19 protein-coding genes are annotated in these 15,829 nt (G+C 36.3%); 18 read left to right on the top strand and 1 reads right to left on the bottom strand.

Features of this window, described 5'->3' with window-relative positions; all coding sequences use genetic code 11:
• The first annotated feature begins 63 nt into the window (after positions 1–63).
• The 15 genes from IGJ66_RS08800 (at position 64) to recN (ending at position 13,357) form a co-directional block, all read left to right on the top strand.
• Entirely contained in the window at positions 64–2,493 is a 2,430-nt protein-coding gene (locus IGJ66_RS08800) for a non-ribosomal peptide synthetase (protein WP_430616512.1), read from the top strand.
• Entirely contained in the window at positions 2,490–3,149 is a 660-nt protein-coding gene (locus IGJ66_RS08795) for a 4'-phosphopantetheinyl transferase family protein (RefSeq protein WP_430616511.1), read from the top strand. Before IGJ66_RS08800 ends, IGJ66_RS08795 begins: the two co-directional genes overlap by 4 nt.
• Before the next feature lie 121 nt (positions 3,150–3,270).
• Positions 3,271–3,645, top strand: a complete 375-nt coding sequence (locus IGJ66_RS08790) for a DUF956 family protein (RefSeq protein WP_067480493.1) — start codon at positions 3,271–3,273, stop codon at positions 3,643–3,645.
• Between the two features lie 134 nt (positions 3,646–3,779).
• Positions 3,780–4,025, top strand: a complete 246-nt coding sequence (locus IGJ66_RS08785; RefSeq protein WP_067480496.1) for a GlsB/YeaQ/YmgE family stress response membrane protein — start codon at positions 3,780–3,782, stop codon at positions 4,023–4,025.
• Between the two features lie 195 nt (positions 4,026–4,220).
• The gene (locus IGJ66_RS08780) at positions 4,221–5,285 is read left to right on the top strand and encodes a M24 family metallopeptidase (RefSeq protein ID WP_067480499.1); all 1,065 of its coding nucleotides are present in this window, start codon (positions 4,221–4,223) and stop codon (positions 5,283–5,285) included.
• A 157-nt stretch (positions 5,286–5,442) separates the two neighbouring features.
• Complete coding sequence (gene efp, locus IGJ66_RS08775) at positions 5,443–6,000, top strand: elongation factor P (RefSeq protein WP_067480502.1); 558 nt, start codon at positions 5,443–5,445, stop codon at positions 5,998–6,000.
• An 18-nt stretch (positions 6,001–6,018) separates the two neighbouring features.
• Positions 6,019–6,444 carry an Asp23/Gls24 family envelope stress response protein gene (locus tag IGJ66_RS08770; protein ID WP_071868204.1) on the top strand — a complete coding sequence of 142 codons (426 nt, stop codon included), beginning with the start codon at positions 6,019–6,021 and terminating at the stop codon, positions 6,442–6,444.
• On the top strand, positions 6,437–6,886 hold the full coding sequence (gene nusB, locus IGJ66_RS08765; protein WP_071868205.1) for a transcription antitermination factor NusB: 450 nt from the start codon (positions 6,437–6,439) through the stop codon (positions 6,884–6,886). The genes IGJ66_RS08770 and nusB overlap by 8 nt, the downstream gene beginning before the upstream one ends.
• A gap of 94 nt (positions 6,887–6,980) precedes the next feature.
• Positions 6,981–7,835 carry a bifunctional methylenetetrahydrofolate dehydrogenase/methenyltetrahydrofolate cyclohydrolase gene (locus tag IGJ66_RS08760; protein WP_071868206.1) on the top strand — a complete coding sequence of 285 codons (855 nt, stop codon included), beginning with the start codon at positions 6,981–6,983 and terminating at the stop codon, positions 7,833–7,835.
• Positions 7,836–9,176 (top strand): exodeoxyribonuclease VII large subunit, encoded by a 1,341-nt coding sequence (gene xseA, locus IGJ66_RS08755; protein ID WP_067480513.1) that lies wholly within the window; start codon positions 7,836–7,838, stop codon positions 9,174–9,176.
• A gap of 3 nt (positions 9,177–9,179) precedes the next feature.
• Complete coding sequence (locus tag IGJ66_RS08750) at positions 9,180–9,404, top strand: exodeoxyribonuclease VII small subunit (RefSeq protein WP_067480516.1); 225 nt, start codon at positions 9,180–9,182, stop codon at positions 9,402–9,404.
• Entirely contained in the window at positions 9,404–10,294 is an 891-nt protein-coding gene (locus IGJ66_RS08745) for a polyprenyl synthetase family protein (RefSeq protein ID WP_430616510.1), read from the top strand. The genes IGJ66_RS08750 and IGJ66_RS08745 overlap by 1 nt, the downstream gene beginning before the upstream one ends.
• An 8-nt stretch (positions 10,295–10,302) precedes the next feature.
• Positions 10,303–11,121 carry a TlyA family RNA methyltransferase gene (locus IGJ66_RS08740; RefSeq protein ID WP_430616509.1) on the top strand — a complete coding sequence of 273 codons (819 nt, stop codon included), beginning with the start codon at positions 10,303–10,305 and terminating at the stop codon, positions 11,119–11,121.
• An 81-nt stretch (positions 11,122–11,202) separates the two neighbouring features.
• Complete coding sequence (argR, locus tag IGJ66_RS08735; RefSeq protein WP_067480526.1) at positions 11,203–11,652, top strand: arginine repressor; 450 nt, start codon at positions 11,203–11,205, stop codon at positions 11,650–11,652.
• Positions 11,653–11,668: 16 nt separating this feature from the next.
• Positions 11,669–13,357, top strand: coding sequence for a DNA repair protein RecN (gene recN, locus IGJ66_RS08730; protein ID WP_067480529.1), 1,689 nt, complete (start codon positions 11,669–11,671; stop codon positions 13,355–13,357).
• A 53-nt stretch (positions 13,358–13,410) separates the two neighbouring features.
• On the opposite strand, the gene IGJ66_RS08725 is transcribed toward recN, so the two are convergent.
• Entirely contained in the window at positions 13,411–13,527 is a 117-nt protein-coding gene (locus IGJ66_RS08725) for a DUF4044 domain-containing protein (protein WP_067480532.1), read from the bottom strand.
• 352 nt (positions 13,528–13,879) lie between these two features.
• Here IGJ66_RS08725 and IGJ66_RS08720 point away from each other — a divergent pair, with 352 nt between their 5' ends.
• The 3 genes from IGJ66_RS08720 to rsmH all read left to right on the top strand — a co-directional run bounded on the left by IGJ66_RS08720 (position 13,880) and on the right by rsmH (position 15,828).
• Positions 13,880–14,248, top strand: coding sequence for a DUF3397 domain-containing protein (locus IGJ66_RS08720; protein WP_067480535.1), 369 nt, complete (start codon positions 13,880–13,882; stop codon positions 14,246–14,248).
• 166 nt (positions 14,249–14,414) lie between these two features.
• Positions 14,415–14,846 carry a division/cell wall cluster transcriptional repressor MraZ gene (gene mraZ, locus IGJ66_RS08715; RefSeq protein WP_067481326.1) on the top strand — a complete coding sequence of 144 codons (432 nt, stop codon included), beginning with the start codon at positions 14,415–14,417 and terminating at the stop codon, positions 14,844–14,846.
• Positions 14,847–14,865: 19 nt separating this feature from the next.
• The gene (rsmH, locus tag IGJ66_RS08710) at positions 14,866–15,828 is read left to right on the top strand and encodes a 16S rRNA (cytosine(1402)-N(4))-methyltransferase RsmH (protein WP_067480538.1); all 963 of its coding nucleotides are present in this window, start codon (positions 14,866–14,868) and stop codon (positions 15,826–15,828) included.
• Position 15,829: the final 1 nt, after the last annotated feature.

Raw genomic sequence — 15,829 nt, 5'->3', positions numbered from 1 at the left:
CAAATAGTGACACAAATATCCAAAATGATTTTGTTGAAGAGGAATGAGCAGGAGGAGTAGGCAATGGTCGAATCAAAAGATTTTTTAGAACAAATTTTTGATTATGCAAATACAATACCTAATCAACTAGCTTTAGTTGATGATGAAAATGAATTAACCTATCTTGAAATGAAAGAAAAAATAGATGAGACGATTAGATTAGTAAAAAAATATCAACTTGATAATCAGTGTGTGGCTCTTCAGATACCAAGAAGTGTTTACTTTCCAATTATGGTTCTTGCGCTAACAAGATTGTCTGTCACCTTTATTCCACAAGATGTTACTCAGCCAAAGGAAAGACTTACCCAAATGGTTGAGACGGCTCAAGCGACAGTAATTATTTCTGTAAAAGATGGAAATTATCAGTTCCAAAAAGTTGCACAAGAAAAAAGTAAACGTACAGATGCGTGGGCAATTTATTTTACTTCTGGTTCTACAGGAAAGCCCAAAGCTGTAGAGATTCCTAGAGAAAATGTGATGAATACGGTCATATGGGAAAAAAATAAATTTGAAATTAGTGTGAAAGATAAAGTAGCAGCATATACACCTTATTCATTTGCAATCAGTTATATTGAACTTTTTTCAACTCTTTACTCTGGTGCGACACTTTATACAGTTAACGAATTAATTCGCCATGATTTAAATTTATTGGAAGAGTATTTAATCAAACATTCAATTACCTTTATGAATACTACAGCAGTGATTGGGGAACAAATAGTTAGGTGCATGAAGATTCCTAGTTTGAGAATATTAACTTTTTCAGGTCAAAGATTTCCTAATATCGATTTAAGTAAGGTATCATATAAAATTTTCAATGTTTATGGAAACACTGAATGCGGGGCTGCAACAATTAAAGAAATTAAGAATACCGATAAAAAAATTACTATTGGTGAGCCAGTATATCGAATGAATGCATTCATACTTGGTGAGCAAAATGAGATTCTTGCTGAAAATGAGGTTGGTGAGCTTTTTATTTATGGTCCACAAGTAGCGCTAGGGTATTACTTTAATCCTGAAGCTACATCAAAAACGTTTATAACTGTGAAAGACACAAATAATAAGCAGAAAATTAGGGGATATCGTACTGGGGACTTTGCACGGATACTAGCATCAGGTGAAATTGAATATCTTGGGAGACGTGATCGACAATACAAGATAAACGGTGTGAGAATTGATTTAGCAGAAATTGAAGAAGCATTACAACGTGTTATTTCTCAGCTACAGCAAAGCTATGTGGCTGTCAGAGAAAATCGTATTTACTGTTGGATTAGTAGCAAAGAAATTGAGAATGAGAAGCTAATTCTGAAACAACTAAATCACTATTTACCAGATGTAATGATCCCTACCAGAATCAGTCAGATAGAATCACTACCACTTAATGGCAATGGAAAAACGGATGAAAGCCAGCTTTTCGCTGAGCTGTCAGAACAAGTGAAAGTGGTGGATCAGCGTCACATCAGTAAAAAGCAAGAAAAGATAGAAGCGTATCTAACGACAGCTTGGGCGCAAATTTTAAATATTAATGAAGAAAAAATCACTTTTGATAGTGATTTTAAAAAATTAGGTGCCAGTTCCCTACAAATAATGGAATTAGGTGTGAAAATTTTACAAGATAGAAATCAAAAAGTTAATTTTGTAGAACTGCACAAACAAAGTAAGCTTTGTGATATGGCTATGTTGTTGTTAGAAGAAAACAATTTTCAGTCGATTTATACTTTTGTAGCTAGGACAGCCAAAATGAAGGGAAATCCAGGTCTATTCATTGTCCATTCAGGAAATACTGGCAGTGATGTTTATCGCCCCTTGTTTGAAAAAATCATTACGCCAGAATTTCCTATCTATGTTATTGAGCCTCATAACTTACTTACATCAGGAAAACGAATTGATGGAATTGAAAATATTGCAAAGTATTACAGCGAACTTATTGAGAATTTTGTTCCAGAAAAAGAGAACGATCAGATTAAACTAATGGGTTGGAGTTATGGTGGAGTAGTTGCTAGTGAAATTTGCCATCAGTTAATGGCAAATAGAAAGTATAAGGAAGTTACAGAACTAATCATTCTAGATTCTCCGTTTTATTTAAATCTAGAAGACGTAAAATTGGCACAAACAAGAGAAAAAAATGGTTATTATCGAAAATATTTCGAAGAAACACATATTTTTAAAAATAGAGATCAGAAAAATATTACAACAGAACGATTGATTAAAAATAATCATGATGTTTTTCAAGATTTAATTGACTACGAACCTAAGACGCTGGCGGTACCAACTATTTTTGTCCGAAGTATGGTGGAAGAACGTCCGTTAAGCAACCAACAAATCTGTAGGTTGTTTAGTAATAATCGAATAATTGATGTATTTTCAAGACATGATTATTTATTTGTTGAGGAAGAGACTGCTCTGATAATCAAAAAACTTCTTCAACTTATACCTGCAGGAGGTTCTGAAAAATGAAAAGAGTATTGATTGCTCCGATTGATACGCTGTTATTTGAAGAAGTGATGACGTTTGTGAGAGGCGCTTCGCGAAGCCGATATGATTATGTAGGTAATTTTTATAGAAAAGAGGATCAATATAACTCGGCTTTAGCCTATGTATTACTTTGTTTAGCAACTGAAAAATTAGTTGGAGAAATTAAGATAGGGGCTAATGGAAAGCCTTATCTGGAAGAAATGAATTGTCATATTTCAATTTCTCATACAAATAAATTAGTTAGCATCGGAATTTCGAATGAAAACATTGGAATTGATTGTGAGATGGAATCAAATATTAACGATGTGATCGTCAATGAAGTTTTTTCAATAAGCGAAAAGACACAAGTGATGAAGAATGATTTTCTAAAAGTAGTTTTCTGGACTGCTAAAGAGGCAATCAGTAAACTGTATAATGAAGACTGGTACTCTTCGCCATCAACCGAATTAATCTACAACGCTAATGGTGAATTAAAAGATGCAGTTAGTAGTGAAGTCTATCTTCATCAGTATTCTTTTCATAAAGGGTGTATTTGTGTCGCAAGTGTAAGTCCTGACCAACCATCCTTTCAACTAGTAACGGAAAAAGAAATCAGTGAATTTTTAGATAATTTCGCTAAATTTTTCTCGAAAAATTGACAAGTTAAGTGATTTCATCCTGCATTGCTTTATTTTTTAGAAATGTCTATAATTGTAATGATACTGACGAGCATTTTGTTCTGTTGGAACAGAGAATAACTTGAATGGAGTTAATATTAGCATGGTACAATCAATCAATACAAAAGTCGATTTAACAGTCAATGCTACTTCTTATTTAGGAATTACTGAATATGGGAAAATCATGATTGGTGATAAAGGGTTTGAATTTTATAATGAAAGAGATGCACGTAAGTTTGTTCAAATCCCTTGGGAAGAAGTTGATTACGTGATTGCTTCTGTAATGTTTAAGGGTAAATGGATACCTCGGTATGCTATTCAAACAAAAAGAAATGGTACGTACTCTTTTTCATCAAAAAAACCAAAAGTCGTTTTAAGAGCAGTCCGTAATTATGTTGATCCTGATCACATGGTCAAATCTTTGAGTCTCTTTGATGTTGTTAAGAGAGGCGTTCGCAATATCTTTAAACGTAAATAAAAAAGAACGAGTGATTTTTCTGTTAGGAAAAGTTACTCGTTCTTTTTCTGTTTTGTTCTTGGAGTAAAATTCAATCATTTGCTCGTAAGAAAATCATTATGATAAAATTATCTTGTAAAGAAGGGGGTTAGATTATGGGTTGGTTATGGACACTAATCGTTGGCGCAATTATTGGAGCAATTGCTGGCGCCATCACAAACAGAGGAAATTCAATGGGCTGCATTACAAATATCATCGCAGGATTGATTGGTTCAAGTATTGGTCAAGCGATTTTTGGCGACTGGGGACCAAGTGCTGCAGGCATGGCGATTGTGCCTTCAATTTTAGGCGCAGTTATTTTAGTTGCAGTTGTTTCATTTTTCTTTGGGAAAAAAGCATAAGTTTTTAAATAGAAAAAGCAATGATTCGATTGTTTTTTGTTGGAAAAGAATTTGTTTGGCGTTTGCTGAACAAATTCTTTTTTCTTTTTGCTGAGGAAAGAAAGTTAACAAATTTTTTTCATTCATATTCATACGAGAAACAACAATAATTTGCTATAATAGAAAAAAGAAAGTAAAGAAAGAAGGATTTTATTGATGATGGTACGTGTTGAAAAACTACGCAAAAAAATGCAAGAAGAAAATTTGGATTCATTTTTAGTTACAAGTCCCTATAACCTTCGTTACTTGACCAATTTCACAGGTACTACTGGTTTAGCAGTTATCACGTTGGACAAAGCATTCTTTATTACAGATTTCCGTTACACAGAACAAGCTGCTAATCAAGCACAAGGTTTTGAAATTATTAAAAACGTTGGCCCGATTTTTGATGAAGTAGCTGATTTAGTGAAAAGAGAAAACTTAAATGCTTTAGCGTTCGAAGAAACAACGGTATCCTTCTTAGAATATTCTGTGTTAGAAGAAATTATCAATGCAGAATTGATCCCAGTTAGTGGAATGATTGAAGAGTTACGCGAAGTAAAAGACGAAGAAGAGATCGCGATTATTGAAAAAGCATGTAGCATTGCTGATATGGCTTATGACCATATTCTAAAAATGATTCGACCAGGAATGACTGAAATCGAAGTAGCAAATCAGGTTGATTTCTACATGCGTTCGTTAGGTGCAACGAGCGTTTCGTTTGATACGATTGTTGCCAGTGGGTTACGTTCAGCCATGCCTCATGGTGTAGCGAGTGAAAAAGTAATCGAGCAAGGTGACTTGATTACGTTGGACTTTGGTTGTTATTATCAAGGATATGTTTCTGATATGACTCGGACGTTTGCTATTGGTGATCCTGGTGAAAAGTTAAAAGAAATCTATCAAATCGTGTTAGATGCACAGCTTGCTGTCTTAGATGCAGCAAAACCTGGACTTACAGGTATCCAACTAGATGCGGTAGCACGTGACTATATTACAAAATATGGGTACGGTGAAGCGTTCGGTCATTCGACTGGACATGGTATCGGGTTAGAAATTCATGAAGGTCCAAATGTTTCTTCTCGTGCAGAAAAACAATTTGTTCCTGGAAATGTTATCACTGATGAGCCTGGAATTTACTTGCCAGGAATTGGTGGCGTTCGAATTGAAGATGATTTATTAATTACAAAAGATGGAAATCGTGTGCTGACTCACTCACCAAAAGAATTAATTATTCTATAGTTTCACCCGATGTTTAAAAATTTCTTTTCCTACTTGGCACACCGACTTTTGTTATAGAAAATAGCTAGATTTAGTGATACACTATAGAAGGACTTTTACGCATGTAGAAGATAGCAGAGCTGGGAGTTTTTCTCCGTAAAGAATTAGGAGGCTATTTATGATTTCTGTAAATGATTTCAAAACAGGACTAACAATTGAAGTGGATGGCGGGATTTGGCGAGTGATTGAATTCCAACATGTTAAGCCAGGAAAAGGTGCTGCATTTGTTCGTTCAAAATTAAAAAACTTGCGTACAGGCGGCGTACAGGAAAAAACTTTTCGTGCTGGAGAAAAAGTAGCAAAAGCTCAAATCAGTAATCGAAAAATGCAATATCTTTATGAAAGTGCAGGAAGCCATGTTTTCATGGATTTAGAAACCTATGAACAAATTGAAATTCCTGAAGAACAGATTAAAGATGAATTGAAGTATATTTTAGAAAACATGGAAGTTAACATTATCATGTATGACACAGAAATTTTAGGTCTTGAGTTACCCAATACAGTTATTCTCGAGGTTGCTGAAACGGATCCGAACATCAAAGGAGATACATCTTCTGGCGGAACGAAACCAGCAATTATGGAAACTGGGTTAACGGTTAATGTACCTTTCTTTGTGAACCAAGGAGATAAACTGATTGTTAATACCGGAGACGGTTCATATGTATCTCGTGCTTAGGTAAAAGGAGGAAGAAAAATGGCAGAAGAAAAAAATCTTGTCTTAAACGCAAATCAAGATTTAGGAGAAATTGTTATTGCTCCTGAAGTTATTGAAGTAATTATTGGAATTGCAGCTTCTAAAGTAGAAGGTGTATATGGCATGCGTGGTACTTTTGCTAGCAATGTAACTGAACTATTGGGTCGCGCAGCTCATGGTAAAGGTGTCTATCTTGCGAATGAAGAAGATGGCTTAAAAGTAGATATTTATTGCTATTTAGAATACGGAGTATCGGTTCCCAAAGTGGCAATGGAGATGCAAGAACGTGTTGTCCAACAAGTTTTATTTATGACAGACGTGGCTTTAGCTGAAGTGAATATTCACGTGGTAGCAGTGGTACCTGAAAAATTAGAACAACCCGCACTGGAAGAACTTTTTGAAGACGATGAGGACGAAAATGAATAAAGAAATATCAAGACATAAGATTCGTGAAATGGCGTTGCAAGCACTATTTCCACTAGATTTCAATGCAGATTTAACAAAAGAAGATGCAATCATGCATGCAATTGAGTTAGATCAGCGTGAATTGATTAATGAGGAAGAATCAGAATTTGTTCCGGTTTATCTGGACACACTAGTTGGTGGTGTGTGTGCGAAAAAAGATGAATTAGATCAAATGATTGAAAAACATTTAAAAAATAATTGGCGTATCAATCGAATTTCAAAAATGGATTTAGTTATCTTGCGCATTGCAATCTTTGAAATGAAATATGTGACCGATGTTCCAGCTCCAGTTGCTTTAAATGAAGCAATCGAGTTAACGAAAACATTTAGTGATGATCGTTCACGCAAATTTGTGAACGGCGTATTATCCAATATTTTAAATGAAATGGAAGCTGGGGCATAGGCCCTAGCTTTTTTTTGAGAAATAAAAATCATTGTTATTGGGTAATCAAATTCTATGGTAGAATAAAAAGACAAAAAGTTCAGGGAGTGGTTCTATGGCAGTCACAATCAATGGAAAAGAATTAGCAGAAAAAATGCAAACAGAAATTGCTGAAAAAGTGCATGAACTCAATGAAGTTGGTATCCATCCTGGTCTAGTTGTTTTATTAGTAGGAGAAAACCAAGCAAGTCAAGTTTATGTTCGAAATAAAGAACGAGTTGCAAAAGAAATTGGTATCCACTCAAAAGTAGAACGTTATCCAGAAACTATTTCTGAAGAAGAATTACTTTTAGAAATTGAAAAATATAATCAAGATCCATTATTCCATGGAATCTTAGTACAATTACCTCTACCAAAACATATCAACGAAGAACAAGTATTATTGGCAATCCGACCTGAAAAAGATGTCGATGGATTCCACCCAATGAATCTTGGTCGTTTATTTGCTGGTGATCCAGACATGATTCCTTGTACACCATATGGAATTATGAAAATGTTTGAAGCTTACTCGATTGATCCTGCTGGGAAGCGAGCCGTTGTAATTGGGCGTAGTAATATCGTTGGTAAGCCAATGGGACAGTTATTATTGATGGCAGATGCGACAGTTACCATTGCACATTCAAAAACAAAAGACTTACCAGCACTTGCGCGTGAGGCAGATATTTTAGTTGTTGCGATTGGACGCGGTCATTTTGTAACAAAAGAATTTATCAAACCAGGTGCAGTAGTAATTGATGTGGGAATGAATCGAAATGAAGAAGGCAAACTAATTGGGGATGTCAAGTTTGATGAAGTCGAGCCATTAGCAAGCTATATCACGCCAGTACCTCGAGGTGTTGGGCCAATGACCATTACAATGTTGATGTATCAAACAGTTAAGTCTGCTGAAGCTTTTGGAGCAGGTGAGTAAATGACGCAAGAATATTTAACAGTAACGTCGTTGACTAAATATCTAAAAAGAAAATTTGATTTAGATCCTTATTTGGAACGAGTGTATTTGACTGGAGAAATTTCTAACTTTCGCCTGCGGGCAAACGCGCATCAATATTTCAGCTTGAAAGACGATCATGCAAAAATCTCGGCAATTATGTTTAAAGGCGCGTTTCAAAAACTTAAATTCCAACCAAAAGAGGGAATGAAGGTTTTAGTCGTCGGTCGAATTTCACTTTATGAAGCTGGTGGTTCTTACCAAATCTATGTGGAGCATATGGAACCAGATGGTGTCGGTGCGCTGTATCAAGCGCTAGAAGAAAGAAAAGAAAAATTGATGAAAGAAGGTCTGTTTCAAGGACCTAAAAAACCGCTACCTCGTTTTCCTAAGCGAATTGCTGTCCTAACTAGTCCTAGCGGTGCAGTTATTCGGGATATTATTACGACGGTGAAAAGACGTTATCCAATTGCGCAGTTAGTATTGTTTCCGACTGTAGTTCAGGGCAATCAGGCGGCAGACGATGTTGTGAAAAATATTGAACGAGTGGAAGCGCTAGGCAATTTTGATACGATGATAATTGGTCGCGGTGGGGGATCAATTGAAGATCTTTGGCCTTTTAATGAAGAACGGGTAGCCAGGGCGATTTATGCGGCAAATACGCCGATTATCTCTTCTGTCGGGCATGAAACAGATACAACGATTGCTGATTTAGTTGCAGATGTGCGGGCTGCAACCCCAACGGCAGCAGCTGAATTAGCGGTGCCGGTTTTATCAGAAGTATTGTTGAAAATCAAAGAACGACAAGCCCGATTAGAGCAAGCTTTTTCGCGTCAAATTCAAACGAAACAACAGCGTTTTGAACATTCGAGACAGTCGTATGTTTTCAGACAACCAGAACGCCTGTATGAAGGACAAACAATCAAATTAGATCACTTCAAGCAACGTTTACAACAAGCCGCGCAACAAGTTTATTATGAAAAGGAAAAGCAAGTTATTTCTCTTAAACATCAGCTCGAACAAGTAGCTCCTGATTATCGTGTAAAAACAGCTAAGCAAGAAACCGATTATCTACAACAGCGTTTGAAAGAAAAAATGGAACAATATATGCAACAACAAAAAAGCCATTTTCAAACAGCTGTTCAATCCCTTGATTTACTAAGCCCGTTGAAAATCATGGGCCGAGGTTACAGCTATACGACATTACCTAATAATCAAGTAGCTAAAAGTGTGACAGAAATCCAACAAGGAGAACTACTGACTGTTCACTACCAAGATGGGCAAGTTATTACAAAAGTCCAAGAAATCGAAGAAGGAGAATAACCGATGGAAAATCCAACATTTGAAGAATCATTGCAAGAATTAGAAAAAATCGTTGTGCAATTAGAGCAAGGCGATGTACCTTTGGAAAAAGCATTAGACGCATTTAAACGCGGAATGGAACTAAGTAAACAATGTCAAGATACACTGACAAAAGCAGAAGAAACCTTGACTAAGATGATGACTGAAACAAATGAAGAAGTTGCTTTTGGTGAGAGCGAGGAAGCTTGATGCAATTAACCGAATTTTCAGCAACCAATTTACCAATGGTTGAACAAGAAATCACCCAATTTTTAATGGAATATACAACTGATGAAGCATTGAAGGAGAGTATGCTTTATTCGATTAATGCTGGTGGAAAACGAATTAGACCATTACTACTTTTAGCGACAGCAAGTTCCTTTGGTGAAACATTATCTACTCCCATATATCAAGTAGCAGGGGCTCTTGAAATGGTTCATACGTACTCATTAATCCATGATGATCTACCTGCAATGGACAATGATGATTTACGTAGAGGAAAACCGACAAACCATAAAGTTTTTGGTGAAGCAATTGCTATTTTGGCTGGAGATGGCCTGTTGACAGGGGCGTTTCAATTAATTAGTTTGACACAAATAGAACCCTTAAAAAAGTTATTGCTTATCCAACAATTGGCAAGTAATAGTGGGGCTCAAGGAATGGTAGCCGGGCAAACGGCAGATATTTTAGGTGAAAAACAAGAATTGACTATAGAAGAACTTGCCTTTGTCCATGAACGAAAAACGGGTCGCTTGATTCGCTATGCGTTGTTAGCAGGTGGTGTTTTAGCTAATCAGCCTGAAGAAGTTTTGATGTGTTTACAAAAATTGGCTGGACATCTCGGACTTGCTTTTCAAATTCGGGATGATCTATTAGATGTGGTGAGTACAACCGAAAAATTAGGTAAGACAGCTGGTAAAGATGCGCAAGAAGGAAAAAATACGTATCCGCGTTTACTAGGAATTGAAAAAACGTATGCAGCTTTAGCAAATGAAATCCAACAAGCCAATGAATTGGTTACACAGTTAGAAAAAGATGTTTTAGTATTTGATGGCGAGTTGCTACGTCAATTAATCAGACAATTTGATATGGAGAAATGAGGAAAAAAATGGAAAAAGAACGTGTAGACGTTTTGGCCGTTAAACAAGGACTTTTTGAAACAAGAGAACAAGCAAAACGCTCTGTCATGGCTGGGTTAATTTATAACGAAAAGAATGAACGCTTTGATAAACCGGGTGAAAAGATTCCTGTAACGAATGAATTGAAAATCAAAGGGAAAAAATTACCGTATGTTTCTCGTGGTGGTCTTAAACTAGAAAAAGCTTTAAATGCTTTTGATCTAACTGTTCAAGATAAAATTTTATTAGATATTGGCGCTTCTACTGGAGGATTCACAGACGCGGCATTACAAAATGGTGCAAAAATGAGCTACGCCTTAGATGTTGGGTACAACCAACTTGCTTGGAAAATTCGTCAAGATCCACGAGTAGTCGTGATGGAGCGCGTCAACTTTCGTTACTCAAAACCAGAAGATTTTGAACAGGGCGTACCAGAAGTAGCAGTGATTGATGTTTCTTTTATTTCACTGAAATTAATGTTACCGCCTCTACATGCAATTCTGGCCGATCAGGGAGAAGTCGTTACGCTGATTAAGCCTCAATTTGAAGCTGGCAGAGAAGCCGTCGGGAAAAATGGAATTGTTCGAAATGCTCAAACGCACCAAAAAGTAATCGAAGACACATTAGTTTTTGCAATGGCGAGTGGTTACGATGTCTTAGAACTGAGTTTCTCACCAATTACAGGTGGCGAAGGAAACATCGAATTCTTGGCACATCTCCAAAAAGTTTCTGGTAAAGGAACAATGAGTCCGACAATTGATATTTCAGCAGTTGTCACTAAGGCACATGAACAATTTGAACAAAAGTAAGCGGTTTGCAGATTTCTTCTTTCTTAAGCCGAAAAAATAAGCTATCATTAACAAGAAGAATGAGCTAAGGAGCGAAAAGCAATGAGAAAAAAAGATCGACACCGTTTGATTACTCGATTATTGAGCGAACGTGATATCCGGAAACAAGAAGAGTTTGTCGAAATTTTGAAAAACAAAGGAATTTCTGTAACTCAAGCCACTATTTCTCGGGATATTAAAGAACTAAAGTTGATTAAAGTTCCCGCTTCTGATGGTGGTTATCGTTATAGTTTGCCGGCAGAAACAAGTGAAGATGTTCAAACAAAGCTAGAAAAAATTTTAAAAGATGCTTTTGTTGCAGTGGATCAAATGGAAAAATTTGTCATTTTGAAAACATTACCTGGGAATGCTTCTGCAGCGGCGAACCTAATCGATAAGTGCTACAAGAAAGAACTATTTTCGATCATTAATGATGACGATAATGTTTTGATGATTACACGCACAGAAGAAGATGCAGTGTCATTAAAAAAAGATTTCTTACATTACTTGTAATTAAGGGGTGATTGCTGTGTTACAAGAAATTAGTATTACCAACTTTGCGATTATTCCCGAGTTGCAATTGTCTTTTCACGAAGGGATGACGGCACTAACTGGCGAAACTGGAGCTGGGAAATCAATCATCATTGATGCTTTGGGATTACTAGCAGGTGGTCGCGGCTCAAGTGATTATATTCGTCAAGGTGCAGATAAGTGTATTCTTGAAGGCCTTTTTGAGTTGCCTAAACAGCCGGGATTTTCTGATTTAATGGAAGAATTAGGAATTGAATCAGATGAAGATAACCTAATCGTTCGACGAGATATGGCTTTGACAGGTAAAAATATTTGTCGCGTCAATGGACACATTGTGACTTTGGCAAATTTACGACGAATTGGCGCTTTTTTAGTTGATATTCAAGGACAAAATGAACATCAAGAACTATTACAGCCTGAATCACATTTAATCTTACTAGATCGATTCGGTGATACAGCCTTCCAACAGAAGAAAAAAATGTATCAAAAATTATACGGACATTATCGAACGTTAGAAGCTAAAGTGCGAAAAGTTCAGCAAAATGAGAAGTCTTTTGTTCAGCGTATGGATATGCTTCATTTTCAGCAAGAAGAGATTGCGGCTGCGAAGCTTCAACTAGGTGAAGAAGAACGATTAGTTGAGGAACGCGATAAATTAAGTAATTATCAGAAAATCGTGGATAGCTTGAATGCTGGATATGGCGCGCTGGATAATGGTGAGCAGAGTAGCGTGGATGGAATTGGACGAGCGGTTTCAGAAATGCAGGGGATTGCACATTTAGATCCAGAGTATGAAGCGATTTTTGAGAACATTCAAAATGCGTACTACTTGTTACAAGATGCAGTTGGAGATATGAGTCGTCAAATTGATCATTTGGAACTTGATGATAATCGCTTGGAAGAGGTAAATCAGCGATTAGAAGTAATCCGTCAATTGAAACGAAAATATGGCGAGTCAATTGAAGCAATCTTAACTTACTATGAGGATATCACCAAAGAGTTAGGTGACTCTGATTTTTCTGAGGGTCAGTTAGAGAAAATGAAAAAAGAACTCGAAGAAAAGGCAACAGAACTTCATCAGCAAGCGATGATTTTGCGTGAGCAACGACAAAAAATTGCTAAGGAACTTGAGACGTCAATTTTACAAGAACTAAAAGGGTTGTACATGGAAAATACAGAGTTTGAAGTTCGTTTTGCTAAACAAGAAACAACCTTTGATCAAAATGGATTTGACCAAGTTGAATTTTACATAACGACAAATCCTGGTGAACCATTAAAACCTTTAGTGAAAGTTGCTTCTGGAGGAGAATTATCTCGAATGTTATTAGCGTTAAAAACGATTTTTTCTTCGGAACAAGGCGTGACAAGTATTATTTTTGATGAGGTAGATACTGGGGTAAGTGGTCGAGTGGCGCAAGCAATCGCAGACAAAATTGCGCAGATTTCAAAATATTCTCAAGTTTTGTGTATCACGCATCTTCCGCAAGTTGCAGCGGTTGCTGATTACCAATACTATATTGTGAAAGATGTTGTTGCAGGTCGAACACAAACTTCAGTTTCAGAACTTGCTGAACCACAAAGAATTGAAGAAATTGCTCGGATGCTAGCTGGAAGTGAAATTACGCCATTGACGATTGAGCATGCCAAAGAGTTATTGAAAATGGCAAAAAAAAATCATAATAAATAAAAAAGAGCACCAGCTCTCTCTTGAAAGCAAGAGAATAGCTGGTGCTTCTTTTTTTATAATACGCTCATTACAGCAGTTAGTACAACTGAGCCAACAGTTAAAATCAGCATTGTCCAAATCACTACTTTTGTTACTTTAGAAAAAGTACTTGTTTGCTTTTTATTATTCATCGCGTTCATCCTTAAGTTAGATTCATTAGCAATAGTGTACAACCTTTTGTGTTTTTGTTCAAGTTACGAAGTAAATTTTTCGTTGTTAAAAATAAAATATTTAAGAATGACTTTTTAAAACGGTGGTTCACAGATGAAAATTATGATAAGCTCTTTTTTAGATGTTGTCTAATTAGTAACAGCTGTCAAGTTATTTACTAGTTTCTACTATAAAAATAATCTGACTGTAATAGACAAGAAACAAAAGTGATGGTCTGAAAATGATAATCACAATAAATTAAATAAAATGAAATAGTTGTGTAAAGTATTTGCAGTATACTTAGAGCAATTAGAAAGAAGGAGTTTTCATCACATGGGTACTTTTACACCAATTGTATTATTTTGGTATATCTTTCCGGCAATCGTTTTATTTGGCTGCCAATTTTTAGTGCGAATCTTTGCATTGAATCGCCGCTTTAATTTAAAGGCTCCTGATTTATCTGTCCCATTTCTGTGGGGAGGAATGCATGAACTCTCAAGAAATATGGGCACAATTTCAGTTTTACCCTTTTTTATTATTTCTGTACTACTTTTAGGAATTTGTATTGCAGTTTTTCAGGCATACTATTATGAAGAAATTGTTTATTCACGTTATCTGAAAATGACGTGGCGGTTAACTTTTTTGCTAACAATCATTTTGTATTTAGTACTCATTGTGTTCAACATTGTGAGTTATTTATAACGTCAAAAAAGCTGTGGAAAGTCTTTTAAAAGATTTTTCGCAGCTTGATTTTTTAAAAAATAGTTAATGTAAAAAAAGTTCGTCTCAGATTTTCCAGAAAAGGTGGTAGAAAGTGGGGGATTGTGGTAGACTAATTTTAGTTAGTGGAGGAATGGGGGTAGTTTCAATGTTTATGGGCGAATATCGGCATAATATTGACACAAAAGGTCGTTTGATCGTGCCTTCAAAACTTCGTGATGAGCTTGGTGAAAAGTTCGTACTAACTCGTGGCTTAGATGGCTGTCTTTTTGGCTATCCAATGAGCGAGTGGGAAAACTTAGAAGATAAGCTTAGCGAAATGCCGTTAACCAAAAAAGATGCACGTACTTTTGTGCGGTTTTTTTATTCGGCTGCCACTGAATGCGAACTTGATAAACAAGGTCGTATCAACATTCCCAGCACTTTGAGAAGTCATGCAAGTCTAGAAAAAGAATGCGTAGTGATTGGTGTTTCAAATCGAATCGAAATTTGGGACGAATCACGTTGGCAAACATTTTCTGATGAAGCTGAGAGTAACTTCGATGAAATTGCTGAAAATATGATTGATTTTGGACTATAGAATAGGAAGAGGCTGACCAATGACTGAAACATTTCAACACTATACAGTCATGTTGAAGGAAACCGTAAATGGCTTAAACATTAAACCAAACGGGACTTATGTAGACTGTACTTTAGGCGGTGCCGGACATAGTGAATATTTACTAAGCCAATTGAACACCGATGGGCATCTTTATGCTTTTGATCAGGATCAAAAGGCAATTGACCATGCAAAACAACGGTTAGCGCCATATGTTGAAAAAGGAATGGTTACTTTTATCAAGGCTAATTTTAGGGAGTTAGAACTTCAGTTAGCTGAACGAGAAGTGACAGAAGTCGATGGGATTTTGTATGACTTAGGTGTTTCTTCACCTCAATTAGATGAGGCCGAACGTGGGTTTAGTTACCACCAGGATGCACCATTAGATATGCGGATGGATCAGTCAGCACCAATTTCTGCTTTTCATGTTATCAATGAATATTCTTATCAAGAACTGGTAAAAATTTTCTTTCGTTATGGCGAAGAAAAATTTTCGAAACAAATCGCTCGTGAAATTGAGCGTGTACGAAAAGAAAAGCCAATCGAAACAACTGGCGAATTAGTTGAAATCATCAAACGTGTGATTCCAGCCCCAGCTAGGAGAAAAGGTGGTCATCCTGCAAAAAGAATTTTCCAAGCAGTTCGAATTGCGGTAAATGATGAACTTGGAGCAGAAGAAACTTCTTTAGAACAAGCAATCAAATTATTGAAATTAAATGGTCGAATCAGTGCGATTACGTTCCATTCATTAGAAGATCGAATCGTTAAAAGTTTATTCAAAGAATACAGTACAGTTAGAGATCTACCACCAGGATTACCAGTTGTTCCTGAGGAGTTTCAACCGGAATTAAAAGTAATCACTAGAAAGCCAATCCTTCCATCAGAAGAAGAATTAGCAGAAAACAATCGTTCACGTAGTGCAAAACTGCGAATTGCGGAAAAAATACGAGTGACAGAGGAGTAGA

The sequence above is a fragment of the Enterococcus sp. DIV0176 genome, assembly GCF_050528535.1.
In the GTDB taxonomy this organism is placed as follows: Bacteria; Bacillota; Bacilli; order Lactobacillales; family Enterococcaceae; genus Enterococcus_B; species Enterococcus_B thailandicus.
The sequence above is the reverse complement of the archived record's forward strand: the minus strand, read 5'-3'. Positions and strand labels throughout refer to the sequence as shown.